This is a genomic window from Mesorhizobium sp. WSM4871 (assembly GCF_055811295.1).
In genome coordinates, this window is record NZ_JBVVPU010000001.1 from 559,739 (window position 1) to 584,637 (window position 24,899).

Annotated in this window: 26 protein-coding genes; 14 read left to right on the forward strand and 12 right to left on the reverse strand. The window is 63.0% G+C overall.

Annotation, left to right across the window (positions count from 1 at the left end; translation table 11 throughout):
* The first annotated feature begins 4 nt into the window (after positions 1 to 4).
* Entirely contained in the window at positions 5 to 1,552 is a 1,548-nt protein-coding gene (phnE, locus tag AC0L2H_RS02815) for a phosphonate ABC transporter, permease protein PhnE (protein WP_473588753.1), read from the forward strand.
* Positions 1,553 to 1,570: 18 nt separating this feature from the next.
* On the opposite strand, the gene AC0L2H_RS02820 is transcribed toward phnE, so the two are convergent.
* The 3 genes from AC0L2H_RS02820 to AC0L2H_RS02830 all read right to left on the reverse strand — a co-directional run bounded on the left by AC0L2H_RS02820 (position 1,571) and on the right by AC0L2H_RS02830 (position 4,854).
* On the reverse strand, positions 1,571 to 2,425 hold the full coding sequence (locus tag AC0L2H_RS02820) for a sugar phosphate isomerase/epimerase family protein (RefSeq protein ID WP_473588754.1): 855 nt from the start codon (positions 2,423 to 2,425) through the stop codon (positions 1,571 to 1,573).
* Positions 2,426 to 2,457: 32 nt separating this feature from the next.
* On the reverse strand, positions 2,458 to 3,645 hold the full coding sequence (locus AC0L2H_RS02825; RefSeq protein WP_107651231.1) for a Gfo/Idh/MocA family protein: 1,188 nt from the start codon (positions 3,643 to 3,645) through the stop codon (positions 2,458 to 2,460).
* Between the two features lie 153 nt (positions 3,646 to 3,798).
* Positions 3,799 to 4,854, reverse strand: coding sequence for a sugar phosphate isomerase/epimerase family protein (locus AC0L2H_RS02830; protein WP_473588755.1), 1,056 nt, complete (start codon positions 4,852 to 4,854; stop codon positions 3,799 to 3,801).
* Positions 4,855 to 5,254: 400 nt separating this feature from the next.
* Here AC0L2H_RS02830 and AC0L2H_RS02835 point away from each other — a divergent pair, with 400 nt between their 5' ends.
* The 4 genes from AC0L2H_RS02835 (at position 5,255) to AC0L2H_RS02850 (ending at position 9,340) form a co-directional block, all read left to right on the forward strand.
* Positions 5,255 to 6,142: a sugar phosphate isomerase/epimerase family protein gene (locus AC0L2H_RS02835; RefSeq protein WP_107651232.1), complete on the forward strand. Its 888-nt coding sequence runs from the start codon at positions 5,255 to 5,257 to the stop codon at positions 6,140 to 6,142.
* Between the two features lie 327 nt (positions 6,143 to 6,469).
* On the forward strand, positions 6,470 to 7,639 hold the full coding sequence (locus tag AC0L2H_RS02840; protein WP_473588756.1) for a mandelate racemase/muconate lactonizing enzyme family protein: 1,170 nt from the start codon (positions 6,470 to 6,472) through the stop codon (positions 7,637 to 7,639).
* Between the two features lie 2 nt (positions 7,640 to 7,641).
* Positions 7,642 to 8,358, forward strand: coding sequence for a FadR/GntR family transcriptional regulator (locus AC0L2H_RS02845; RefSeq protein WP_473588757.1), 717 nt, complete (start codon positions 7,642 to 7,644; stop codon positions 8,356 to 8,358).
* 1 nt (position 8,359) lies between these two features.
* On the forward strand, positions 8,360 to 9,340 hold the full coding sequence (locus AC0L2H_RS02850) for an NAD(P)-dependent oxidoreductase (RefSeq protein ID WP_473588758.1): 981 nt from the start codon (positions 8,360 to 8,362) through the stop codon (positions 9,338 to 9,340).
* 5 nt (positions 9,341 to 9,345) lie between these two features.
* Here AC0L2H_RS02850 and AC0L2H_RS02855 read toward each other — a convergent pair whose 3' ends face one another.
* Positions 9,346 to 10,641, reverse strand: a complete 1,296-nt coding sequence (locus tag AC0L2H_RS02855) for an amidase (RefSeq protein WP_473588759.1) — start codon at positions 10,639 to 10,641, stop codon at positions 9,346 to 9,348.
* Positions 10,642 to 10,764: 123 nt separating this feature from the next.
* Between AC0L2H_RS02855 and AC0L2H_RS02860 the strand changes: the two genes are divergently transcribed.
* Positions 10,765 to 11,112 (forward strand): GFA family protein, encoded by a 348-nt coding sequence (locus AC0L2H_RS02860; RefSeq protein WP_473588760.1) that lies wholly within the window; start codon positions 10,765 to 10,767, stop codon positions 11,110 to 11,112.
* On the opposite strand, the gene AC0L2H_RS02865 is transcribed toward AC0L2H_RS02860, so the two are convergent.
* Complete coding sequence (locus AC0L2H_RS02865; RefSeq protein ID WP_473588761.1) at positions 11,109 to 12,326, reverse strand: MFS transporter; 1,218 nt, start codon at positions 12,324 to 12,326, stop codon at positions 11,109 to 11,111. The genes AC0L2H_RS02860 and AC0L2H_RS02865 overlap by 4 nt on opposite strands.
* A gap of 90 nt (positions 12,327 to 12,416) precedes the next feature.
* Here AC0L2H_RS02865 and AC0L2H_RS02870 point away from each other — a divergent pair, with 90 nt between their 5' ends.
* Together AC0L2H_RS02870 and AC0L2H_RS02875 are read left to right on the forward strand one after the other, a co-directional pair.
* Positions 12,417 to 13,385 (forward strand): AraC family transcriptional regulator, encoded by a 969-nt coding sequence (locus AC0L2H_RS02870; protein ID WP_473588762.1) that lies wholly within the window; start codon positions 12,417 to 12,419, stop codon positions 13,383 to 13,385.
* A gap of 91 nt (positions 13,386 to 13,476) precedes the next feature.
* Positions 13,477 to 13,908, forward strand: a complete 432-nt coding sequence (locus AC0L2H_RS02875) for a DUF4437 domain-containing protein (protein WP_473588763.1) — start codon at positions 13,477 to 13,479, stop codon at positions 13,906 to 13,908.
* Between the two features lie 12 nt (positions 13,909 to 13,920).
* Here AC0L2H_RS02875 and AC0L2H_RS02880 read toward each other — a convergent pair whose 3' ends face one another.
* The 7 genes from AC0L2H_RS02880 to AC0L2H_RS02910 all read right to left on the reverse strand — a co-directional run bounded on the left by AC0L2H_RS02880 (position 13,921) and on the right by AC0L2H_RS02910 (position 20,647).
* Positions 13,921 to 15,006: an ABC transporter ATP-binding protein gene (locus AC0L2H_RS02880; protein WP_473588764.1), complete on the reverse strand. Its 1,086-nt coding sequence runs from the start codon at positions 15,004 to 15,006 to the stop codon at positions 13,921 to 13,923.
* Complete coding sequence (locus tag AC0L2H_RS02885) at positions 15,006 to 16,109, reverse strand: ABC transporter ATP-binding protein (RefSeq protein ID WP_473588765.1); 1,104 nt, start codon at positions 16,107 to 16,109, stop codon at positions 15,006 to 15,008. Before AC0L2H_RS02885 ends, AC0L2H_RS02880 begins: the two co-directional genes overlap by 1 nt.
* Entirely contained in the window at positions 16,106 to 16,342 is a 237-nt protein-coding gene (locus AC0L2H_RS02890) for a hypothetical protein (RefSeq protein WP_107651242.1), read from the reverse strand. The genes AC0L2H_RS02885 and AC0L2H_RS02890 overlap by 4 nt, the downstream gene beginning before the upstream one ends.
* Positions 16,339 to 17,298 (reverse strand): carbohydrate ABC transporter permease, encoded by a 960-nt coding sequence (locus tag AC0L2H_RS02895; protein WP_473588766.1) that lies wholly within the window; start codon positions 17,296 to 17,298, stop codon positions 16,339 to 16,341. The genes AC0L2H_RS02890 and AC0L2H_RS02895 overlap by 4 nt, the downstream gene beginning before the upstream one ends.
* A 1-nt stretch (position 17,299) precedes the next feature.
* On the reverse strand, positions 17,300 to 18,205 hold the full coding sequence (locus AC0L2H_RS02900) for a carbohydrate ABC transporter permease (RefSeq protein ID WP_473588767.1): 906 nt from the start codon (positions 18,203 to 18,205) through the stop codon (positions 17,300 to 17,302).
* 72 nt (positions 18,206 to 18,277) lie between these two features.
* Entirely contained in the window at positions 18,278 to 19,594 is a 1,317-nt protein-coding gene (locus AC0L2H_RS02905) for an ABC transporter substrate-binding protein (protein ID WP_473588768.1), read from the reverse strand.
* Positions 19,595 to 19,954: 360 nt separating this feature from the next.
* On the reverse strand, positions 19,955 to 20,647 hold the full coding sequence (locus AC0L2H_RS02910) for a TetR/AcrR family transcriptional regulator (RefSeq protein WP_473588769.1): 693 nt from the start codon (positions 20,645 to 20,647) through the stop codon (positions 19,955 to 19,957).
* A 102-nt stretch (positions 20,648 to 20,749) separates the two neighbouring features.
* Here AC0L2H_RS02910 and AC0L2H_RS02915 point away from each other — a divergent pair, with 102 nt between their 5' ends.
* From AC0L2H_RS02915 to AC0L2H_RS02940, 6 genes are all read left to right on the forward strand, one after another.
* Positions 20,750 to 21,946, forward strand: a complete 1,197-nt coding sequence (locus AC0L2H_RS02915; protein ID WP_473588770.1) for a Tm-1-like ATP-binding domain-containing protein — start codon at positions 20,750 to 20,752, stop codon at positions 21,944 to 21,946.
* Positions 21,947 to 21,957: 11 nt separating this feature from the next.
* Entirely contained in the window at positions 21,958 to 22,821 is an 864-nt protein-coding gene (locus tag AC0L2H_RS02920) for a phosphoenolpyruvate hydrolase family protein (protein ID WP_473588771.1), read from the forward strand.
* 4 nt (positions 22,822 to 22,825) lie between these two features.
* A complete protein-coding gene (locus tag AC0L2H_RS02925) occupies positions 22,826 to 23,248 on the forward strand; it encodes a cupin domain-containing protein (RefSeq protein WP_473588772.1) in 423 nt (140 codons plus the stop codon).
* Positions 23,249 to 23,569: 321 nt separating this feature from the next.
* Positions 23,570 to 24,271, forward strand: coding sequence for a Crp/Fnr family transcriptional regulator (locus AC0L2H_RS02930; RefSeq protein ID WP_473588773.1), 702 nt, complete (start codon positions 23,570 to 23,572; stop codon positions 24,269 to 24,271).
* A gap of 85 nt (positions 24,272 to 24,356) precedes the next feature.
* On the forward strand, positions 24,357 to 24,602 hold the full coding sequence (locus tag AC0L2H_RS02935) for a hypothetical protein (RefSeq protein WP_473588774.1): 246 nt from the start codon (positions 24,357 to 24,359) through the stop codon (positions 24,600 to 24,602).
* An 8-nt stretch (positions 24,603 to 24,610) separates the two neighbouring features.
* Positions 24,611 to 24,838 (forward strand): hypothetical protein, encoded by a 228-nt coding sequence (locus tag AC0L2H_RS02940; RefSeq protein ID WP_473588775.1) that lies wholly within the window; start codon positions 24,611 to 24,613, stop codon positions 24,836 to 24,838.
* Positions 24,839 to 24,899 lie beyond the last annotated feature (61 nt).

A 24,899-nucleotide genomic window follows, 5' to 3' on the forward strand; every position in this document is an offset into this window, starting at 1 on the left:
CGCCATGAACGCCGACGCCATCAACGACATCGCCGCTCGCCATCCAGATGCGTTCCGGCCATCCCTGTGGAAGCGTTATGCCACCCCGATCGGCATCCTTCTCTGCATTCTCTACACCTTCTATTGCGCGTGGTTTTTCTCGGTCGGCGCCGTTCTCGAAAAAGCGAACTGGAACCTTGCCGGCGCCTATCTCGCTGACTGGGTATCCTACGAAATCCGGCCCGACATCGAGTTCAAGGACAACCACCTGACGATCAACTACTCCCGCTTCTCCAAGCTGGGATCCAATCCAAACCCCGACTGGGTGACCAAGCAGATGGCCGTGATCGAACGGCGGGTCGACGCAGCAGCAGCGCCGGCGATCACGACCAACAAGTCGTCGCAGGATTCGTTTATGGCGCCTGGCGCCCCAACCGCCGAGAGCCCGGCCGCCGCGCCAGGGCAATCGGTTCCGGCTGCTCCTAAAACGATGCGCGAAAACGCCGTCGTGGCGGCGACCGTCACCCTTGGCAATGGGCAGATCGCCATCATGCCAAACCTTGTCACCGTGACGCGCGGCGCCGAAAGCGTCACCTTCGACATCGCCAAGAACAGTTCTGTGACACCGCGCACACCGCTGCCTGACTGGATCGAGCAACGCAGGCCAGGCTCGACAGCCTATGTTTCGTTCGGCTTTCTCGGTCGCGCCGAGGTGCAAAATGACGAAGTGATCGCCTGGAGACGTTTCTTCGGCTGGGCCAATTTCGTGTTCGACACGAATTCGCCATTCTGGGGAAAGCCGATCGGTGAGGTCGCTTCACTGATCGTTTCCGGGGCACGCATCGACCCGTCGCGCTCAAACGCAGCGCTCGCCTGGGACAACATCCTCAACAATGCCGAGTGGCAGCACGGCGACGTCTGGCTGAAACTTTTGCAGACCATCGTCATGGCTTTTGTCGGCACGGTTCTGGCCTCGATCGTCGCCTTTCCGCTCGCCTTCCTGGCAGCACGCAACGTCACGCCGAGCCGGATAGCCAATCAGCTGACAAAGCGCTTCTTCGATTTCCTGCGGTCTGTCGACATGCTGATCTGGGCGCTGTTCTTTACGCGCGGCTTCGGTCCGGGGCCGCTGGCCGGCATGTCGGCGATCTTCTTCACCGACACCGGAACCCTGGGCAAACTCTATTCCGAGGCGCTGGAAAACATCGACGACAAGCAGCGCGAGGGCATCCGTTCGGTTGGCGCCGCGCCGGCAATGGTGCAGCGCTACGGCGTGCTGCCCCAGGTTCTGCCGGTATTCCTTAGCCAATCCCTCTATTTCTGGGAATCGAACACGCGGTCAGCGACGATCATAGGAGCCGTCGGCGCCGGTGGCATCGGCCTGAAATTGTGGGAGGCCATGCGCACCAACACCAATTGGGCCAATGTATTCTATATGGTTCTGCTGATCCTGGTCGTGGTTTTTGTCTTCGACAACATCTCCAGCTATCTCCGCCGCAAGCTGATGGGGGGCTCCGCAAACGGCAATGACGAGCGGCGCGCTCACGTGCTGCCGGCAGCTCAGATCGCCTGAGAGGAAGCTTGCGCCGCCCTAGGCGCCTGCCTTCTTCCAGCCGTTCTTGATGTGCTTGTAGCCGTCGCGGTAGACAGCCTCCGGGCTTTCCGAAAAATCGCGCCACACCTTGGTGGCCGCTGCCAGATCCTTGAGCGAGCGGCCAAAGGCCTCGATCGTCAACCAGTCATCATAGCCGCTCTTGCGGATGGCCGAAAACGTCTCTTGCCACGGAATATTGCCTCGGCCCGGCACACCGCGATCATTCTCTGAAATGTGGATGTGGACGATGTTTTTCCGGTTCCGCCTATAGGCGCCGATCGGATCGGCCTCCTCGATATTGGCGTGGAAGGTGTCGTACATCGCCTTGATGTGCGACCGGTCAATGGCGTCGATATGCTCGGACAAATCGTCCATCGTATTGAACAGGTAGCATTCGAAGCGGTTGAGCGCCTCTAGCCCGATGGTGACGTCCCTCTTGCCGGCATGGTCGCCGATGGCGCGTTGCGAGGCGACCGAACGCTTTTTTTCCGCCGCTGTCGGCCCGCTGCCGGAGAAGGCGCCCAATGTCGAATGCAGCGGGCCGCTCAACGTGCTCGCGCCAAGCGCCTGAGCGCAGTCGATCGCCCATTTCATGTAGTCGATGCCGGCCTTGCGCGTTGAGCCATCGGCCGAGATCAGGTTCATCGCCGGATCGCCCATGGCCGAAACGGCGGTGCGTTCCAGCCCGATGCGGTCAAGCAGCGCGCCGAGCTTTTTGTAATCGTCCGGCGTGCCGGAAAAGATCGGGATCTCGACGCCGTCGAAACCGGTCGCCTTGATGTCCCGGAGCAGCGGCTCGTGTTTCTTCGAAACGGTCGTTGTCCACAAGAGCATGCACATGCCGATTTTCATCGACGCCCCCTCCCCCTGAGTTCTCGGTTGTTTTAGAGCTTCGTCCACGCCCCATTCTTCTTCGACGACTTCACGCAGGCTTCGATGAAGGCCATGCCTTCGACGCCATCTTCGATGGTCGGGAAGACGACATCCTTTGCCGGCTTGCCACCCTTCCTGCGCGCCGCGCGGATGGCGCGGGCCGCCTCCTGGTAGATGTTGGCGAAGCCTTCGAGATAGCCTTCCGGATGGCCTGACGGCACGCGGCTGACACGCCCCGCGACCGGCAGCGCGCCGGCGCCATTTCGGGTGAGCAATTGCTTCGGCTGGCCGAACGGTGTGTACCAGAGATAGTTCGGGTCGGCCTGCACCCATTCCAGCCCGCCCTTCGTACCGTAGATGCGCAATTTCAGCCCGTTCTCGTGGCCGGGCGCCACCTGGCTCGCCCACAACATGCCCTTGGCCGGATGCGTCTTGCCGACGGGTTTGAAGCGCAGCATCACATTGACATTGTCGTCGAGCTGTCGCCCCGGCACGAAGGCATCGAGATCGGCCGACAGCGCGTCGAGCTCCAGCCCGGAGACGAAGCGCGCCAGATTGTAGGCATGCGTGCCGATGTCGCCCAGCGCGCCACCCGCACCGGCCTGCTTCGGGTCGGAGCGCCAGGACGCCTGCTTCTGGCCTGTCGCCGCGAGGTCCTCGGTCAGCCAGTCCTGCGGATATTCCGACTGCACGATGCGGATGTCGCCGAGGACACCCTTGGCCACCATCTCGCGCGCCTGCCGCACCATTGGATAGGCGGTGTAATTGTGGGTGAGCACGAACACCTTGCCGGTCTTCTCGACCAGGGCGGCAAGCTTCTTTGCTTCCGCCAGCGTGGTGGCCAGCGGCTTGTCACAGATGACATGGATGCCGGCTTCGAGAAAGGCCTTCGCCGCCGGCACATGCACATTGTTGGGGGTGACGATGGCCACCGCCTCGATGCCGTCGGGCCGTTTGGCCTCGGCCTTGGCCATTTCGGCGAAGGAGCCATAGCTGCGTGCCGGGTCGAGCCCGAGTTCGGCGGCCGATGCCTTGGCACGCGCCGGATCCGACGACAGCGCGCCAGCGACCAGCACGAAATCATTGTCCATGCGCGCCGCGATCCGGTGCACGGCACCGATGAAGGCGCCCTGCCCGCCGCCGACCATGCCATAGCGGATCGGGCCGCCTCCCGTTTCCGACTTCGATGCGCCGACCATGATTTTTCTCCCTCGTCGTTGCTTACCTCCCTCTTGAGGGGAGGTCGATCCGCGCAGCGGATCGGGTGGGGTCGCCGGGCGTGGAGCTCGGCATGAACCGACCCCACCCGGCCCTTCGGGCCACCCTCCCCTCGAGGGGGAGGGAAAGCCGCCTCAAATTCCCATCATGGCGCGCAGCATCTTCTTGTCGGTCGTGCCGCCGGCAAAATCGTCGAATGCCTTTTCCGTCACCCTGATGATGTGATGCTGTATGAAGGGCGCGCCTTCGGCGGCACCATCCTCGGGATGCTTCAGGCAGCATTCCCATTCCAGCACCGCCCATGAATCGTAGTCATACTGGGCAAGCTTGGAGAAGATGCCGCCGAAATCCACCTGACCGTCGCCGAGCGAGCGGAAACGCCCGGCCCGGTTGGTCCAGCTCTGGTAGCCGGAATAGACGCCTTGCCTGCCGGTCGGGTTGAACTCGGCATCCTTGACGTGGAACGCCTTGATCCGCTCGTGATAGATGTCGATGAATTCGAGATAGTCGAGCTGCTGCAGCAGGAAATGCGACGGATCGTAGTTGATGTTGCAGCGCTTGTGGCCGCCAACCGCATCGAGGAACATCTCGAAGGTCGCGCCATCGAACACGTCCTCGCCCGGGTGGATCTCGTAGCCAAGGTCGACGCCATTGTCCTCATAGACATCGAGGATCGGCTTCCAGCGCTTTCCCAGTTCGGCGAACGCTTCCTCGATCAATCCGGCAGGGCGCTGCGGCCATGGATAAAGGTAAGGGAAAGCCAACGCTCCGCAAAAGGACACCGACGCCTTGAGCCCGAGATTTTTCGAAGCCTTGGCGCCGAACTGCATCTGCTCGACCGCCCATTTCTGCCTGGCCTTCGGATTGTTGTGCACGGCAGGCGGCGCGAAGCCGTCGAACTGCGCGTCATAGGCCGGATGCACCGCCACCAACTGCCCCTGCAAATGCGTGGACAGTTCGGTGATCTCGACACCGGCGTCGGCACAGATGCCCTTCACCTCGTCGCAATAGACCTGGGAAGACGCTGCTTTCTCGAGGTCGAACAGCCGGCTGTCCCAGGTCGGGATCTGCACGCCCTTGTAGCCCAACCCGGCCGCCCATTTGGTGATCGAGGGAAGCGAATTGAACGGCGCGGCGTCGCCCGCGAACTGCGCAAGAAACAGGCCTGGACCCTTCATCGTCGACGGCATCGGCATCCTCCCTCGTTGTTTGCATTACCAAGCATAGCGCCGATTGGAAGTGGGGCCAGCCCGTTTGGTGTTTTCCCGAAGACACTTGTTTGTGTCGCCATTCTGGTATTACCAAATATGGACGAATGGTCAAGCGGCCCGACCCGCCGCCGAAGCGTCGCCAGTCCTCACAAAATGCAAAAATACATTAATCTATTCAATAACGTAACCGGCGCAACGGGTTGCAGCGTGCGACTTCTTGCCGTCCAGGGGAATTTGCTGTAGACCTGCCAGCCAGCCCAATTGGTCGAACCAGTTTGTCAAAAAGCACTGGAGCGCCCCTGGGGAGGAAGCATGCGGCGGACCTCGCTGGAGGACGGACGCGGGAAACGTGACGGGCGATTTCTGGGAAGGATAGATCATGCATCTTTCGACACACAACTGGATGCGGGCCGAGCCGCTGGAGACGACGCTCAAGCGCATCAAGAAATTCGGCTACGAGTCGATCGAGATTTCCGGCGAACCCGAACAGTACAAGACCAAGGAAACGCGTGCGCTTCTGAAGGAGCACGGCATTCGCTGCTGGGGGGCGGTGACGCTGATGCTGGGCGAGCGCAACCTCGCCGCCAAGGACCAGGGCCAGCGCGAACGCTCGGTGCAATATGTCAAGGACGTGCTGACGATGGTCAGCGAACTCGATGGCGAGATCATCACGCTGGTTCCCGCGACCGTCGGCAAGGTGGTGCCGGACGGCACCGAGGAGGAAGAGTGGAAATGGGTGGTCGACGCCACCAGGGAATGCTTCACCCATGCCAAGAAGGTCGGTGTCAAGATCGCGGTCGAGCCGCTCAACCGCTTCGAGACTTATCTGTTCAATCGCGGCGCCCAGGCGCTGGCGCTGGCCGATGCTGTCAGCCCGGAATGCGGCGTCTGCCTCGACGCCTACCACATCCACATGGAAGAATTTAACGTCTATGACGCCATCCGTAAGGTGGGAAAACGCCTGTTCGACTTCCACGTCGCCGACAATAACCGCTTCGCCGCCGGCCTCGGCCAGATCGACTGGCCGAAGATCGTCGCGACGCTGAAGGAGGTCGGCTATGACGGCGCGCTGACCAATGAGTTCGTCGCCCCTGTCGACCGCACGCCAGCCGCACCCTATCCCGACATGGTCGAGCGCCACCCGGTCGACATTTCGCCCGAACAACTGAAATTCATCCAGGATCACGGCTCCAGCGTGTTGACGGAGAAATTCTACACCGACCAGATGCGCATCACCGCCGAAACGCTGCTGCCGCTGATCAAGTAGCCGATCCGATTGGGAATGAGCCCTTCCGCCCGCCGGCGGTGGGGCCGGGGATGAACATGCGCACTAACCCGCCTTTCTCGCACTCCATGTGGCCTGCGCCGGTTCAAGAAGCCGGCAGGGTAGGAGCCGTGCGAAGAGCGATGCGGCTCCATCGCGCGAGCGCGGCGACACCCCCTGCCGGCTTCTTCAACCGGCCCTCTCCGGTCGCCTTTCGGCGGGCATCTCCGATGTCGGGCGGCTCGACCGTATGTCTCGATACGCTCTTCACCGCCCGACACCGTATCTGCCGCGCCGAAAGTGCGACGCAGGCCGCATGGAGTGCGAGAAATGCGGGTTAAGACGGTCCAAGCCTGGTGGGTCCGCGTGCCGATCGAAGCCGCGAAGCAGCATCGCAGCGACTTCGGTCAGGTGACGACGTTCGACGCCGCCATCCTGCGCATCGAGACTGACGACGGGCTGGTCGGCTGGGGTGAAGGCAAGAATGCCGCCGGTAGCGCCGGCAGCTATGGCGCCCTCGTCCACATGCTGAACCACGAAATCGGCCCGCAACTGATCGGCAGCGATCCGGCCGACATCGGGGTCATCTGGGAGAGGCTCTACAACGGCGTGCGCCACGACACCGCCGCATGTGCCGGCCACGCCATGCCGCAACTGGCGCGGCGCGGCGTCAGCGTCGCCGCCATCAGCGCCGTCGACATCGCACTGTGGGACATTCTGGGCAAGTCGCTCGGGGTCCCGGTCTGGCGGTTGCTTGGCGGCCGCAAGCTTGACCGTATGCCGGCCTACGCTTCCGGCGGCTGGGCCTCCAGCGAGGCGATCGGCGACCAATTGAAGTCCTACATCGCCAAGGGCGGCTTCAAGGCGCTGAAGATGCGGGTCGGCGCCATGGACGGCGCTCCGCACGTTTCCGCTGCCCGCGTCCGCGCCGCAAGACAGACACTTGGCCCGGCAGTCGACCTGATGGTCGATGCGCATGGCACCTATACGGTGGCGGAAGCCAAACGCTTCATCCATCTCGCCGGCGATCTCGATCTGGCCTGGTTCGAGGAACCCGTCATCGCCGACGACAAACCAGGGATGGCCGAGGTGCGGGCCTCCGGCTCCATCCCGATCGCCACCGGCGAAAGCGAGGCGACGCGCTACGCGTTCCGCGACCTCGCCACGCTCAAGGCGGCCGATATCTTCCAGCCGGACCCCGCCTTCTGCGGCGGCATCAGCGAGGCGATGAAGATCGGCACCATCGCCAGCGCCTTCAATCTGCGCTTCGCGCCGCATCTGTGGGCCGGTGCGCCTTGCTTCTTTGCCGGGCTCCATGTCTGCGCCGCCTCTCCGGCGAGCTTCATCGTGGAATATTCGCTCGGCGCCAACCCGATGATCCACGACCTGGTCGAGGAGACTGTCGAAGCAAAGGACGGTATGATAGCGATCCCCGAGAAACCCGGACTGGGGTTCACCATTTCAGAGCGGTTCCTGGAGGCGCACGCGCAACGCAATTGACAATGAAAGAAAAGAACCTTCTGGCCGAGCTCGCCGCTTATCTGTTCTCCCACTCCGACAACGGGACGGGCCGGACGCCGTCGGAGCGCGAACTGGCCGAGCATTTCGCCGTCAGCCGCGGCCAGATCCGCGAGGCGCTGGCCATTCTCGAAGCCATGCGCATCGTCGAGCGCCGCGCCAAATCCGGCATCTATATCGACACCAAGCAGGCCAGTGTCGAGGCGATGGCGCTGTTCGCACGGGCCGGCCTGCCGCTCGATCCGGTGCGGATCTATGAAACGGTCGAATTGCGCAAGATCCACGAGATCAAGGCGGCGGAGCTGGCCTGTTCGCGCGCCACGGAGGAGAATTTCGAGCGGCTGCGCGAGATTCTGAAAGCTTCGGAAGAGCGCATTGCGGCCGGCGAAGGCCTCGCCAAGGAGGACCGCGAGTTTCACCTCGAGATCGTGCGGGCAACCAAGAACAGCGTCTTTCACAATGTGTGCAGCGTCTACTACATGATGGGCGAGCAACGCCTGCCGATCTATTTCAACGATCCCGAACGCAACGTGCGCTCGCATGCCGAGCACATCCAGATCTACGAGGCGCTGCTGCGCCGTGACGGCAACCTCGCCCAGGCGCTGATGAGCGCCCATCTGCAAGGTGCGGAAAGCTACTGGAAGGGCCTGATCGAAGGCGGCGGGACGGAACCTCAGAACCCGGCGCTGGAACAGGTCTGACATGCCCAGGATTCTGTCGACGCACACGTTGCACCCGCGCGCCTCCGCCATGCTGACCAGCGCCGGCGACCTCGTTGTCGCCTCCGCCCTCGACGCCGCCACGCTGGCCGCCGAGGCGCGGGACGCCGATGTCATCATCGTTCGCGCCCCACTGCCATCAGCGCTCTTCGAAGGGGCGAACAAGCTCCGGGCCGCGATCCGCCACGGCGCCGGCCTCGACATGGTCCCGATGGAAGCGGCAGCCGCCGCCGGCGTGCTGGTGGCAAACGTACCGGGAGTGAACGCGCGGTCCGTCGCCGAATACATCATGTTCGCGGCCCTGGCGTTGCTTCGGCGTTTCCGCGTGCTGGATCGTGACTTGCGCACGAAGGGCTGGCTGGCCGGTCGCGAGCACACCGTGGTGGCCAGCGAACTCGCCGGCAAGACGATCGGCATTGTCGGCCTCGGCGCCATCGGCCAGGCGGTCGGCCATATCGCCGCACATGGCTTCGACCTCAACGTGGTGGCAGCGGCGCGCAGCATGCGGCCGGCGCCGGACCGGGTCGGCTTCCTGTCGATCGATGCGCTGGTCGAACAGAGCGACATCATCGTTCTGTGCTGCCCGCTGACACCGGAGACGCGTGGCCTGATCAACCGCGAGCGCATCTCCCGGATGAAGCCGGATGCCTTGCTGATCAATGTTTCGCGCGGACCGGTGATCGACGATGACGCACTGATCGAAGCGCTGGAAAAAGGCCGCATCGGCGGCGCCGCGCTCGACGTCTTTGCGACGCAGCCGCTGCCACCGGATCATCCCTATTTCGGCTTCGACAATGTCATCGTCACCCCGCACATGGCGGGGATCACCGAGCAATCGATGATGCGCATGGGCACCGGCGCGGCGGCCGAGGCCTTGCTGGTGCTGGCCAACAAATTGCCGGTCAATCTGCGCAATCCCGAAGTAGTCGAGCACTACCGCCGGCGCTTTCCGGCCAACGTGTAAGCGCCTCAACGGCCAAGCAGCGCTTCGATTGCCGCAGCGATCCGCAGCAGATGCCGGTCGTGGCCACTGCGCGACACCAGCATCAGCCCGGCCGGCCGCGCGGTCCCTGGTATCGGCAATGAGATCGCGCAGAGATCGAACTGGTTGGCGACCTGCGTGTTGCGCAGCAGCAGACCTTCAGTGCGTTCACGCAGATCGGCATTCCCGGCCATCGAAACGATGGTCGGCGCCGTCACCGGTGTGGTTGGCAGCGCCAGCACATCGACCGACGCCAGCCGCTCGTCCATGGCGGCGCAGAGTGCCGTGCGACGGCGCAGTGCCCTGATGTAAACCGGCGTCGGTATTGTGGCGGCCCGCGACAGTGGCTCGCTCACCCATGGGTCGACGGGCACCGATGCGCCCGTCGCCAGCCAGTCGGCATGGATCTCGGCGCCTTCCATGGCAGCGATCGAACCACGCTTGGTGGCCGCGCGCATATCGGCAAGCAAATCGTCGATCGACAGGTCCGCCAGGCGCGCGCCTGTCCGCGCGATCTTGGCAAGGCAACGATCGAATACCGTGGCGACCTCGCTTTCGGTGTCTTCGAAAAGCAGGCCGCGCGGGATGCCGACACGAAGCGCCGCAAGCGCAAGCGGTACAAGCGCTGCAGGTTCCTCGCCCGCCATCACCGCGTCGGCCACGGCACATTCGGCGACGGAGCGGGCGAGCGGGCCGATGGAGTCCAGCGTGGCGGAGAGCGGGAAGGCGCCACCGAGAGGCACGCGCCGCGCCGTCGGCTTGAAGCCGACGACACCGTTGAGCGAGGCTGGGATGCGCACCGAGCCGCCAGTATCGGAGCCGATGGCGATGTCGCTGGTGGCCTCGCCGGCCGAAACGCCGGCGCCGGAGGACGAGCCGCCCGGGATCAGGCTGGCATCGACCGCATTGCCAGGCGTGCCGTAGTGCTGGTTGTCGCCGATCGCGGTGAAGGCGAATTCGGTCATGTTGGTCTTGCCGATGATGATCGCGCCGGCCTGCCGCACCCGGCTGACGATGACGGCGTCCCGCACCGCCGGCGCCGTGGTGGCCAGCAGCAGCGAACCGGCCGTGGTCGGCTCGCCAGCGACATCGAACAGATCCTTGATCGAGACAAGGGTGCCATCGAGTGGGCTGAGCCTCACGCCCGCCCGCTTGCGCGCATCGCTGGCTTCGGCCGCGGCTCGTGCTGCTTCGGCATAGAGCTTTACGAAAACGCGTTCATCGTCCGCACGCGCGGCGAGGCGTGAAAGGACGGCTTCGAGGCGATCGCGGGCGGATTGCATTTTCGGTGTCGGACTCCGGAGGCCTTGAACGTCTTTCAGGCAGCGGCCAACGTCTGGCGTGCGAAAGGCATAACCCGGCGGGGGCGAGTTTGCACCTGTCGAAGCGACGAAAGAGGAAATCCGATGCACTACAGAGGCAGCTGCCATTGCGGCAAAGTGGCATTCGAGGTGGAGGGCGAGCTTGGCGGAGCCGTGCACTGCAATTGCTCGATCTGCTCTCGCAAAGGCGCGCTGTTGTGGGCCGTGCCGTATCAGAAGTTGCGGCTGCTGGCTTGGGGCGATGATCTCGGCCGGTACACGTTCGGCAAGGGCGGCATCGCGCATCGTTTCTGCCGCACCTGCGGCATCCATCCCTTCGCCGAGGATGTCAGCGAAGGGAGTGAGCGAAGCGCTTATGTCAACATCAATTGTCTGGACGGCCTCGACCTTGCCGCGGTGGAGGTTTTCGACTTCGACGGCCGCTCGGCTTAGGCTCTTTCGGACTTCGGTCCCATCAGGAACGTCGCCAAGGCCGCCAGCAGCGTCGCGATACCGCAATAGGCGAAGGCGCTGGCCACGCCTGCGTGATCGACCAGCAGGCCGCCGAAGACGGCGCCCAGCGCGATCGCCACCTGGAATGTGGCGACCATCAGCCCGCCGGCGCTCTCGGCCTGGTCGGGAGCGGCGCGCACCAGCCAGGTCTGCAGCCCGACCGGCACCGCGCCGAAGGCAAAGCCCCAGGCGGTGACCGCCACCGCCGCCACCACTGGCGAGGCGCCAAGAACGAGTAGCATGAGCGCCGACAATGCAATCAGCAGAGGCGCCAGGCCGACGGCTGCGCTGAGGTTGCGCTCGGCCATGAAGCCGCCGGCGAAATTGCCGAAGAACCCACCGATGCCATAGGCAAGCAGCACCAGCGAGATCGTCTCGATGTCCAGCGCCGGAACCTTCTCGAGAAATGGCCGGACATAGGTGAAGCCGGCAAAGTGTCCCGAGGCGACCAGCAGCACTACCAGAAGTGCCGCCCTGATCGTCGGCCGCTTGATCACCTCGAGCAAGGTGCGAAAACTGGCAACGCCCGCCGGCGGCAGTCGCGGAATCGTGGCGATCTGTACCACCAGCGCCAGGGCGCCGACGACGGCTGCGATCATGAAGGCGGTGCGCCATCCCCAGACGTCGCCGACATAGGCGCCAACCGGAGCTGCGGTGACAGTGGCGACCGAAACGCCGGTGAGGATGATCGACATGGCGCGCGGCATCAGCCGCATCGGCACGAGCCGCATGGCCATCGCCGCCGACATCGACCAGAAACCGCCAAGGGCGACGCCAAGCACGACGCGGGCCGCCAGAAGCACGGGAAGCGACGATGCGAAGGCCGCGAGCAGGTTCGAGACGATCAGCAGCACCGTCAGCCCCCACATGACCAGCCTGCGGTCGAGCCGCTTGGTGACGATGGCCATGGTTGGCGCCGCAATCGCGCCAACCACCGCGGTCGCCGTGACGGCTTGCCCGGCAGCACCTTCGGTGATGCCGAGATCCTGCGCCAGCCGCGTCAGCAGGCTGGCGGGCAGGAATTCTGCCGTCACGAGCCCGAACACGCCAAGCGCCAGCGATACCACCGCGCCCCAGGCCGGCTCGGCCCGTTCTTCGGATTCGGAGGCGTCGAGAACAGCGGCGTCGATGACGCCTGCGGCGGGTTCGGTCATGCTGGGATCTCCGTCTGGTTGCGGCGCAACATTTGGCTGCACTGCAACATGGGAGTGACAAGTTGGAGTTTCCATGCTAGAAACGCCGAAATGAATTACAATTCGTCCAAAACAACGCGGGCGACTTCCGGCGATCCGCTGACCGACATGCTGCGTGGCCTGCGCCTTGATGGCGTCGACTATGGACGCTGCGTGTTGGGAGAACCCTGGGCGGTGTCCTTCCCTGCCCAAAAGGCAGCCCGGTTTCACTTTATTGGCCAGCAGGGCTGCTGGCTGTTCGCTCCCGCGAAGGAATGGGTCGAGCTGTCGGTGGGCGACGCGCTCCTGATCCCGCGCGGCGACGAGCATGTGCTGGCCAGCGCGCCGGGCGTGCCTCCGGTGCCGATCGGCCGCTACACGATCCAGCCGGTCTGCGAGAACATCTACGACGTTTCGAACGAGTGCGGGGGGCCCAAGACCCTGCTATTCTGCGGCAGCATGCATTTCAACCTCGACGGCTCGCACCCGTTGCTCGACATGATGCCGGACTTGATGCAGGCGCATAAGCTGATGGCGAACGCGCCGGGCATCCAGCATCTGCTTGATGCGATGGCGGGCGAAGTGACGATGGATCGGGTGGGATCAGGCGGCATTCTGGCGCGCCTCGCCGACGTGCTGGCGGCGACGATCATTCGCTCCTGGGTCGAGAATGGCTGCGGCGACGCGACCGGATGGATCGAGGCGGTCAGAAATCCCGATGTCGGCAAGGTGCTGGCGGCCATTCATCTGCAGCCGGAACGCGAATGGACGGTCGAAGCCCTGGCGCGGATGATGGGGGCCTCACGCTCCGCCTTTGCCCAGCGCTTCGCCACGGTGGTCGGCGAGACGCCGGCCAGATATGTGCTGCGCGTGCGCATGCACCAGGCCCGCCAATGGCTGGCCCGCGACAGGATGAGGGTTTCCGTGGCGGCGGCGAAACTGGGTTACGATTCGGAAGCGTCTTTCAGCCGCGCGTTCAAGCGGGTCATCGGCGTGGCGCCGAGCCATCTGCGCAACACCGGCGGCGACGACGCGTCCTAATTTAAGCCCGGAGGAATTGCCAAGTCTTTTGGACGGCGCGTCATTGCCCGGCAACGTCCCGTGAATAATCTGGCAAGCGGAGGAACCCGCTATGGCCAATCATTCTCTACTGCTTGCGCTCGCCGCCCTGTCCTTCGTTCCCGGGCAGGCATTCGCTCTTGAAGACAGCTACCTGCCGGCCGGCAAGATCCCCTATGTCGCCGAAGCGCCGGACCAGCCGCAACGCCTCGGAGCGCTCTGGGGCGAGCGGGCCAAGGGCCCGGCGGGAACCCTGCTCAAGGTCCCTGGCAACTGGCGCGCACCGGTTCACGCGCACACCGCCGACTATCGCGCCGTGGTCATCCAGGGTCTATGGGCGCATTGGCAAATGGACGGCGGCGAGGCCACCAAGGTCGAGCTTCCTCCCGGATCCTACTGGACCCAGAAAGCCAATGAGATGCATGGCGACGCGTGCCTCTCGGACACCGAGTGCGTGATCCTCTTGATCAACGACGCACCTTACGAAACCTATCTGCAGAAGTAGCGGACGCCCGCCTCATCCCGCGTGGCGCAGATTGATGCCGCTGCCCTTGTCGAACAGCACCACCTTGTCCGGATCCCAGGCAAAGCGCACCGGCTGCTCGATCTCGACATCGGTCCTGGCCGGCACCGTGGCGCGCAGCATGGCGTCGCCGACCCGCAGAGTCAGGATCTTCTCGACGCCATGGTTCTCGACATCGTGGACGCGCGCTTCCACCGGCGCCCCGCTCTCGAGATAGACATCCTCGGGACGAATGCCGAAGACGAGCGGGCGGCCGTCGGTCGCGCCGCTTGTCTTGGCTCTCCCCTCAAAAGGCAGCTCGAAATTCAGTGGCGCCATCACCGCGCGGCCGTTGACGAGCTTGCCGTCGATCAGGTTCATCGGCGGCGAACCGACGAAGCTAGCCACATAGGTGTCGCGCGGATTGTTGTAGATCTCATACGGCGTGCCGGTCTGGACGATGCGGCCATGGTTGAGCACGCCAACTTTGTCGCCCATCGACATCGCCTCGATCTGGTCGTGCGTCACGAACAGGAAGGTCGCGCCGAGCTGCATCTGCAGGTTCTTCAGCTCGGTGCGCAGCGCCTCACGCAATTTGGCGTCGAGCGCCGACAGCGGCTCGTCCATCAGGAACACGCGCGGCTTGCGCACGATGGCGCGGCCGATGGAGACGCGCTGCATCTCGCCGCCCGAAAGACGGTCGGTCTTGCGGTCGAGCAGATGTTCTATCCGCAGCGTCCGGGCGGCACGATCGACACGATCCTTGATCTCGGCATCGGGCAGCCGGCGGATCTTCGGCTTCAGCGGAAATTCGAGGTTTTGGCGCACCGTGTAGCGCGGATAGAGCGAGTATTGCTGCAGAACCAGCGCCACGTCGCGCTCGGCCGCACCCCAGTTGGCGACATCGACGCCGTCGATGAAGACCTGGCCTTCGGTCGGCTTCTCCAGGCCGGCGATCATGCGCAGCGTTGTCGTCTTGCCGGCGCCAGTCTCGCCGAGCAACACGAAGAACTCGCCGTCGCCAATGTCGAGATCGAGCCCGGTCAATGCGGTGTGATTGCCGAATGTCTTCGAGATGTTCTTGAGCTGGATATGGGCCATCAGAGTCTCACCCCCAGCGACTTGCCGCTCGCCTTATCGAAGAAATGCGTCTGGGCCGGATCGATCCTGGCAAAGACCTTCACGCCGGGCCCGCTGATAAAACCGCTCTTGGTGCGGGCGCGCAGCATCTGGGAGCCGACCTTGAGGTCGACGATGTCGAAGGATCCGAGCGGTTCGACGATCTGCGCCTCGACCGGCAAGAAGCCATCGGCGGCTTCGCGGCGAACGATGACGCCTTCCGGGCGGATGCCGAGCGCAAGTCTGTCGCTGGCATGGCCGTTGAGCTTCGACAGCAACACGCCCGGGAATTCGAAGCCGGTGGCGGCTCCGCCGACCGTCACCGAGGCGGACGAGGCTTTTTCCACCACCGCCGCGTCGGCGACGTTCATCACCGGGCTGCCGACGAACTGCGCAACGAACAGATTGGCCGGCCGCGAATAGACCTCGTCCGGCGAACCGACCTGCTGCAGCACGCCTTCATGCATGATGACGATGCGGTCCGCGAGGCTCATCGCCTCGATCTGGTCATGGGTGACATAGATGGTGGTCGAGCCCTGCTTGATGTGCAACCGCTTGATCTCGGCCCGCATCTCCTCGCGCAGCTTGGCATCGAGTGCCCCGATCGGCTCGTCCATCAGCATCGCCTTGGGACGCCGCACCAGTGCCCGGCCAATGGCGACGCGCTGCATGTCGCCGCCCGACAATGCCGACGGCTTCTTCGCCAGCAGATCCGATATCTGCAGCGTCTTGGCGACCGAGCGCACTTCCTGGTCGATCTCGGCCTTGCTCTTGCGCGTCGCCCTCAGCGGAAAGGCGATGTTCTCGTAGACGCTCATATGCGGATAGAGCGAGAACGATTGGAACACCATGGCGATGTCGCGGTCAGCGGCCTTGAGATGCTGGACCGGCTTGCCGTCGATGAGGATATCGCCGCCGTCGATCGTCTCCAGCCCCGCGATGGCGCGAAGCGTCGTCGTCTTGCCGCAGCCCGACTGGCCGAGCAGCACGATGAACTCGTTGTCGTCGATCTTCAGGTTGAGGTCCTTGATGACCTGGACGGCGCCAAAATACTTCTGGACACCGCGAAGCTCGATCTGGGTCAATGCTGTGCTCCCGGATGTGCTGCCCCGGGATTTGCTACCTGCCCGGTACCGGCTTTTTCCTCCGGCGCGATCTTCGACGTGATGTTGAACCCGATCAGGCCGATCAGGATGATGGTCACGCCATAGCTGTGCAGCAGCATGTTCCACGGCTGGCAGAGCGCGATGATGCCAAGCACCATCAGCACCTGGCTGCCGGGCTCGAGATATTTCTGATTGATGGCGCGAAAGCTCATTTGCGGATCGCTCCGAAGGACATGCCGCGCAAGAGATGGTTGCGGAGCAGGAAGGTGAAGATCGCGACCGGCAGCAGGAACAGGAAGGTTCCGGCGGCAATCACAGTCCAGTCCGGCAGGCCCGAACCGACCTGGCTGGGGATGAAGGGCGGTGCTGTCTGGGCGCGGCGGTTGGTCATGATCAGCGCGAAGGCATATTCGTTCCACGCCGTAATGAAGCAGAACACGGCGGTGGCGGCGATGCCGGTGGCCGCCTCCGGCAGCACGATCTTGAAGAAGGCCTCCATGCGCGTATAGCCGTCGACAAGGGCCGCCTCCTCATACTCCTTCGGAATCTCGTCCATGAACCCCTTCATCAGCCAGACCGAGAAGCTGAGGTTGAAGGCGGTATAGAGGATGATCAGGCCCCAATGCGTGTCGTTGAGGCCGACGACCCGGTACATCAGGAACATCGGGATCGCCACCACCACTGGCGGCAGCATGCGCGTCGACAGGATGAAGAAGAGCAGATCCTGCTCCCCCTTTACCTTGAAGCGCGAGAAACCGTAGGCGGTGAAGGTGCCCATGCCGACGGCCAGGACGGTCGAGGTTATGGCGACGATCAGTGAGTTCATGAAGCGGCTCGGATAACCCGACCACTGCACTTCGCCCCTGCCTGAGCGCACCACCTTCTCGCCGCCGTCGAACACCAGCCGCTCCCACCACGGGGCGGCGGCGTATTGTTCCGGAGTCGGCGCGGTGCGCAACTGCGACCGCTTGGTGAAGAGCTTCACGAAGGGTGATATCTCAGGCTGGAACACCACCGTCGGCGGAATGGTGGTGGCAAGGTTGCGCGGCTTGAACGCCGTCGAGGCTATCCAGTAGATCGGCGCCAGGAAGATCATTGTGATGATCAGCACACTGACGATGGCCAGCTTGTTGAGCGAACGCTCGGTAGAGGTGGTGACAGCGGCCATTCTAGCGCTCCTTCACCTTGTTCAGGTATTTGACGTAGATGTTGGTGATCGCCAGGATCATGATCAGCACGATGTAGGCAAGCGCGCAGGAGCGCCCGGTCTGCCATTCCTGGAACGCCATCTTGTAGAGCCGGATCGAGATCACCTCGGTGGTTGGCTGGCTGGTCAGGATGTAGGCGAGGTCGAAGGTCTTGAACGCCTCCATGGTGCGGAAGATGACCGCGATCATCAGGATCGGCGCGACCAAGGGCAGCGTAATGCGAAAGAAGGTGTAGAACGAGCCGGCGCGGTCGATCGCGGCCGCCTCGTAGAGGTGCTTCGGCACCGCCGACAGGCCGGCAAGCGACAGCAGCATCACGAACGGCGACCACATCCAGATGTCGGTTATGGCAACCGCGTAGAGCGCCATGTCCGGGTTGGACAACCACTCGAAGGAGCCGAGGCCGAGCGTGTAGTTGATGATGCCGAAGGACGGATCGTAGAGCAGTTTCCAGAACAGGCCGACGACAGCCATCGACAGCATCATTGGCAACAGCAGCAGCGTCGTCAGCAGACCCTTCAACGGGATATCGCGGTTGAGCAGCAACGCCACGCCGAAGCCGACGATGACCTGGCCGGCTACGGAGACGATGACATACTTGGCGGTGATGGCGAAATTCGACCAGATGAACGGGTCGTTGAGCAACTCGCGGTAATTCTGCAGTCCGACGAAATTGGCAGCCGCCGGGCTCGACGCGCGAAAATCGGTGAACGAATAGCCGAGCGAATAGATCAGCGGAAAGATGTTGAAGACGATCAGGAAAACGATCGTCGGAATGATGAAGAGATTGCGGATCGTGAGATCGCTCATGCCGCGGGCGGCGGAGCGCGAATTGGGATCCAGCGTGGTCATGACTGCAGTGGCCAAGGCCCGTTCCTTCATTGTCCGGAAAAGAAAACGGAGGGGGCGGCTTCCGCCCCCTCCGAGCGTTAGTCTCGTTTACTTCACGCGGTTGTATTTCTTGAACGTCGCGTTCCAGTCCGCGGCGAGCGAATCGAGCACTTCCTTGGCCGTGCCCTGATTGCCGGTGATGTACGGATAGACGCGTTGGTTCATCTGGATGAGCAACTCGGCATATTCCGGCGTCGCCCAGAAGTCCTTCACCTTGAACATGGTTTCGTAGAAGGCCTTGTTGTAAGGCGTGGCGTTCTGGAATTCAGGCGACTCGAGCACCTTGGCGCTTGCCGTGTAACCGCCGAGTTCCGCCCATTTCTTCTGCGTATCTTCCTTGATGAACCATTCCAGGAACTTCATCGCCTCTTCCTGGTTCTCGGAATAGGAAATGACGGAGATGCCCTGGCCGCCGAGCGCGGCGAACTGGTCGCCGTTCGGCCCTGGAGGATTGGCAAAGAAGCCGGTGGCCTTGGCATTCGGGTTCGAAGCTTCGTTGATGAGCGCCGGGAAGAAGGCGAAGTAGTTCATGCTCATCGCCGCCAGGTTCTCGGTGATCGCCTGGTTGTCCTCGATGAAGAAGCTCTTGGCCCAACCAGGAGGAGTGAAGGAATAGAGCTCCTTATAGGCTTCGAGCGCCTTGACGTTCTGCTCGGAGTTGATGATCCCGTCGACCTTGTAGTTGGCATAGTCGCCAAGTTCGCCGCCGTAGGAGAAGATGGCGTTCTCGACGCCCATCACCAGAGCGTCATACGAGTTGTCGGTGTAGATGGCGACGCCGTAGCGCTTCTCGTCGGGACGGTGGAAGAATTCGGCGATGTCGCGCAACTGCTTCCAGTCCTTCGGCACGCCGAGATCGTAGCCATACTTGGCCTTGAAGGCTTCCATCTCCTTCGGGTCTTCGAACCAGTCCTTGCGGTAGGACCAGCCGACCGCGTCGCCCTCGGCCGGGATCGACCAGTACTTGCCGGAGTCCGACGGATATTCGGCGTAGTACTTGACAGTCGCCGGCGCCATCACCTCCTTCAGATTGTGTTTGTTGAAGAAGTCGGTGAGATCGACATAGTGGCCCGCCTCGGAAGCCGCGCCGATCCACTGCGAGTCGCCGACGACCATATCGTAGGCGCTGCCCTTGGCGTTGAACTCGGTGAAGGCCTTCGTCTGGAAGTCGGACCAAGGCGTGGTTTCGACCGTGACCTTCACGCCGGTCTCGGCCTCGTAAAGGTTGACGAGTTCCTGCAAATAGTTCGCCGGATCCCATTCAGCCCAGAATATGGTGAGTTCCTTGTCCTGCGCGTAGACGGACGTTCCGCAGGCGAGCACTAAGCCGATACCAGCAAGCATGCTGGTCATTGTCTTGCGCATAATGATTTCCTCCCTTGTGCGCATTCTACCTTGTCATGCGAGCCGGCTGCGAGGTCGGCCCTGGTAGTTCCTGCCGTGATGGCACCATTCCGGTTTTGAGCCTCCTCGCCCAGTCGGAAATGGATCTCAAGCCCTCACTTTCGATCTGCATTGTCAGTCCTGATCTGGTATTACCAATTTCGGACGCGCGTCAAGCTCTTTCTTGGACGTTAGCGGACAGCCCCGCAAGCGGATTGCTGCATTATCTGCCTGTTTTCTCTCGATTTTCCTACTCCTTGATACACGAGAGCCTTGTTTCGGCCCTAGCATTGCAACTATTGTGCGTAACTGGCACTCCAATCTGGTCGAACCAGATTGAGACTATTCCGCAGCCGTCGCGGGCGTAATTCCGCCTCCCTCGCGCATCGATTCCGCCACCGCCGCACGCACCAGGGCGCCGGCCGCCCACTGCGCGACCGACATCATCTTGCGGCTGTCCAGCCCCCATATGTCCTTCAGCACGATGAGCAGTTCGACGCCGAAGATCAGCGACAGGGCCTGCGCCAGGCGCTTGAACTCGCGTGGCGGAAGCCGGCCCTTGAGCGGTGCGATTGCATCCTTCAACAGGTCGACGCGATGGCCGCGCGTAAAAGCCGGCTCGCCGCCCAGCGTGCCTGCCTGTCGGCGAGCCCACTGGTCGAGCGACAGTTTCAGCGCCGCCTTGAACGTCGCCTCGAAGGCCTCGATGCGCGGCATCGCCGTCTCGAACAGTTCGGCGACCCGGCGCTCGGAATCGGTGGAACTCGATTGCCAGGTGAGGATCGGCCCGAGCCCCTCGTCGACCACTGCTTGCACCAGTGCCGCCTGGCTCGGGAAGTAGCGATAGGCGGTCGCGCGGGAAACCTCCGCCGCCTCCGCGACCTCGCTGACCGAAGGCGTTGCGCCTTCCTGCATCAGCCTCGTCGCCGTCTCCAGCATCAATCGCCTTGTACGTGCCCGGGCACCGCGCTCGGCTCCTCGGCCGCCACTGCGATCGGCATCGTCGTTCACTGCTTGTTGACGTGAGACTTTCATATCAATACGATACGCGCGTCTCAAAAAATTGCAATGGCCTTCGCGGCCGGGCAAAAGAGCGGCAGGCAACGACGCCGAGCGCGCCGGGGAGCGGGAAACGCGATGAAGCGCATCTACGTGGTGGGCACTGCCGACACCAAGGGCGAGGAACTCGCCTTCCTGGCCGACGCGATCACCGCTACCGGAGCCGCTGTCGTGCGTGTCGATGTTGGCACGCGCACGGCCACCGTACCGGTCGATGTTTCGGCCGAAGACGTCGCCGGCCACCATCCCGGCGGCAGCCCTGCCGTGCTCGGCATCGATGACCGCGGCAGCGCGGTCGCGGCCATGGCCATCGCGTTCGCCCGGTTCGCGCAGTCGCGCGCCGACATCGCAGGCGTGATCGGCATTGGCGGCGGCGGCGGCACCTCGATCATCACTTCAGGCATGCGCACGCTGCCGCTCGGCCTGCCCAAGATCATGGTCTCGACGCTCGCCTCGGGCGATACCGCGCCTTATGTCGACGTCTCCGATATTGTCATGATGCCTGCAGTGACCGACATGGCTGGCTTGAACCGGCTGTCGCGAGTCGTGCTGCACAATGCCGCCCAGGCGATATCAGGCATGGCGGCGAACCCTGCGCCGCCGCCCGACGGCAAACCCGCGCTGGGCCTCACCATGTTCGGCGTCACCACGCCATGCGTGACGGCCATCGCCGACGAGCTGCGCTCGACCTATGACTGCATGGTCTTCCATGCCACCGGCACCGGCGGCCGCGCCATGGAAAAGCTCGCCGACAGCGGGATGCTGTCCGGCGTCATCGATATCACCACGACGGAAGTCTGCGATCTCCTGTTCGGCGGTGTGCTGCCGGCGACCGAGGATCGTTTCGGCGCCATTGCCCGCACCGGACTGCCCTATGTCGGTTCGGTCGGCGCGCTCGACATGGTCAATTTCTGGGCGCCGCCGACCATTCCGGAACGCTATCGCGGGCGGCTATTCTACGAGCACAATCCGAACGTGACGCTGATGCGCACGACGCCGGACGAATGCCGCGCAATCGGCGAATGGATCGGCGAAGGACTGGCCCGCTGCGATGGTCCGGTCCGCTTCCTCATCCCGGAGAAGGGCGTCTCGGCTCTCGACATCGAAGGCGGCGCCTTCTTCGATCCGGAAGCCGATGCCGCGCTGTTCGAAGCCATCGAGCGCACGATCCAGCCGGGCGCCAACCGGCGCGTGACCCGCCTGCCGCTGCACATCAACGACACCGAATTCGCCAAGGCCGCGGTAGCGGCCTTCCTCGACATCGCCAGCAAGTGAGACCTGACAGCATGGCCGCTATCCCGCGCAAGAAGATCCTGGAGAAATTCCGCAAGATGATCGCCGACGGCGTGCCGATCGTCGGCGGCGGCGCCGGCACCGGCCTTTCGGCCAAGGCCGAGGAAGCCGGCGGCATCGACCTCATCATCATCTACAATTCCGGCCGCTATCGCATGGCCGGGCGCGGCTCGGCCGCCGGCCTGCTCGCCTATGGCAACGCCAACGAGATCGTCAAGGAGATGGCCTATGAGGTGCTGCCGGTGGTGAAGAAGACGCCGGTGCTGGCCGGCGTCAACGGCACCGATCCTTTCGTCATCATGCCGCTGTTCCTGGCCGAACTGAAGACGATGGGCTTTTCCGGCGTGCAGAACTTTCCCACCATCGGCCTGTTCGACGGCCAGATGCGGCTGAGCTTCGAGGAGACCGGCATGGGCTTCGGGCTCGAGGTCGACATGATCGCCGAGGCGCACAAGCTCGACCTCCTGACCACGCCCTATGTGTTCAATTCGGATGAGGCACGCGCCATGGCACGAGCCGGCGCCGACATCGTCGTCGCCCATATGGGCGTGACGACAGGCGGTTCGATCGGCGCAACCTCGGCCAAGTCGCTCGACGACTGCGTGCGGGAGATCGACGCCATCGCCGCCGCCGCCCGTTCGGTGCGCAAGGATATCATCCTGCTTTGTCACGGCGGCCCGATCTCGATGCCGGACGACGCCCGCTACATTCTTGATCGCTGCAAGGGCCTGCATGGTTTCTATGGCGCAAGCTCGATGGAGCGGCTGCCGGCGGAAGCGGCGATCGCTAGGCAGACCGCCGATTTCAAGGCCGTGACGCTTGCTGCCAAAACGACTGCGAAGAAAAAGAAGGGATGAGACGATGACCGACAAGAGCAAGGTGTTTGTCTATCCGAAGGACGTCAGCGCCTTCGGCTTCGACTGGGGCAAGCTCTCGCTGACGGTGGCGCCCGAAGTGAACGGCGCGGAGCGCTTTTCCGGCGGCGTCGTCGACCTGCCCTCCGGCAAGGGCCACACACGTCACAACCATCCGGGTGCGGAAGAGATCATCTTCGTCATCTCCGGCCATGGCGAACAGATGGTCGAGGACGAGAAAGGCAATCCAGTGGTCGAAAAGGTCGGCCCCGGCTGCACCATCTATGTGCCGGAAAGCCGCTTCCATTCGACGCTGAACACCGGCGACGGGCCTATGCAGCTCTTCGTCGTCTATTCGCCGGCCGGGCCGGAACTGGGCTTGCGGGAATTGCCGGATTTCAGGCTGCTGCCGCCTGGCGGGAGTCGTTGATAGCACTGTTCGCCGGTGGCGGTTCGAAAGGCTCTCACCGGTTTGCTGGCAAACCACCTCCGCCTGACTAGAGCCGGATGATTTCACGCCAAAGTCGACCTGAAATCTGAATCCGGTTCTAAATCAAAGAGATACAGCATGATGTCGTCCGAAAACCGCTTCACACTTTTCGGCATCATGCTCTAGTGAGGAAACGTGGCTTCTGCGCGGCGGGGCTTTGCCAACCGCGCATTTAAGCTTATGCTTGCGTATCGGCCGCCAGCGCTTCGGATGCAGCCGACAGTAAGAGGGTACGTGCTCTTGCCCGTCTGGGAGAGAGCCATGCCCCAGTCTCTTTTTCGCAACCAGCTATTGAAGGCCCTTTCCCCGGAGGATTTCGCGCTTTTGCAGCCGGCAATGCGTCACGTCGAACTGGCCATCAAAGCCCAGCTGGAAATCCCGTATCAACCGATCGAGCATGTGTATTTTCCAGAGATGGGTATCGCTTCTGTGGTCGCCACCATGACCGGAGGCCGGCAAAGCGAAGTCGGCATCATCGGTTACGACGGTATGACCGGGGTGGCAGTCATACTCGGCCAGGACAGGTCTTCCAATGAAACCTATATCCAGGTCGCCAGCAAAGGCTGGAGCCTGCCGGTTGAAAATCTCCGCTCCGCGATTGCAAAAAGCCTGTCCCTTCGCGAGTCACTGCTCCGCTATGCCCACGCGTTCCTTATCCAGTCGTCCCGGACGGCATTGGTCAACGGCCATTCGAAAATCGAGGAACGGCTGGCCCGCTGGTTGCTGATGGTCCACGACCGCGTCGAAGGCAACAAGATCTACCTGACGCATGAATTCCTGGCGACCATGCTCGGCGCCCGGCGTCCTGGCGTTACCACCGCCTTGCAAATGCTTGAATACAGGGGGCTGGTTCACGCCAAGCGGGGCGAGATCACCATTGTCGACCGCGCCGGGATGATAAAGCTGACCCATGGCGCTTACGGCGAGGAGGAGCAGCGCTATTTTGGCTTGGCCTCCGCCTGATTGTCCGCTTTCAGACATAATCTTGAAGGCCGCCGCGTATTGGCCGTAAATCATCTTTGGCAGAATTTCAGGGAGGAAATTCTCGATGGCCAGTACCTTTCACACACTCACGGTTGAAAGAGCCGCCGAAGCCTATGTTCTCTCCAGGGGCAAGGCACACTTTCTCTCCATCGCACAGGCAATCCGCGCCATCCGAACGCTCATACCGGCTTGCATCGCAACCGACCACGAGTTGGAGGAGATGCTGGCGGCGGCATGCGTCACTCACGGCGTGCCCGTCGCTTTCGACGTAACGGCAGCCGAGGGCGCAGAACCACGGCTCCATTCGTAAGGCCGGAGATGCCCGCGCTCGCGCAGACGCCTACCTTGTCGGACGTTCGCCTTGCGATCGTCCGCTACCTGATTGACAATGTCGACCACCCGAGCGTTTCGATATCCGAAGTTAACCACGCCGTGAGAAGAGCGTTTCCGCTTTGCGAACTCACGGACTGGGAACTTGGCGATCTCATTGCGCGAAGCGCGATCTACGCGGGATTTGCTGTTGATTTCGATACGACGGAGCCCTGACGTCTCTCGAGGCACCCAGGGTTCTGCGCCGTCTTCCAAAGGGGATCGAACTCTTCCAGAG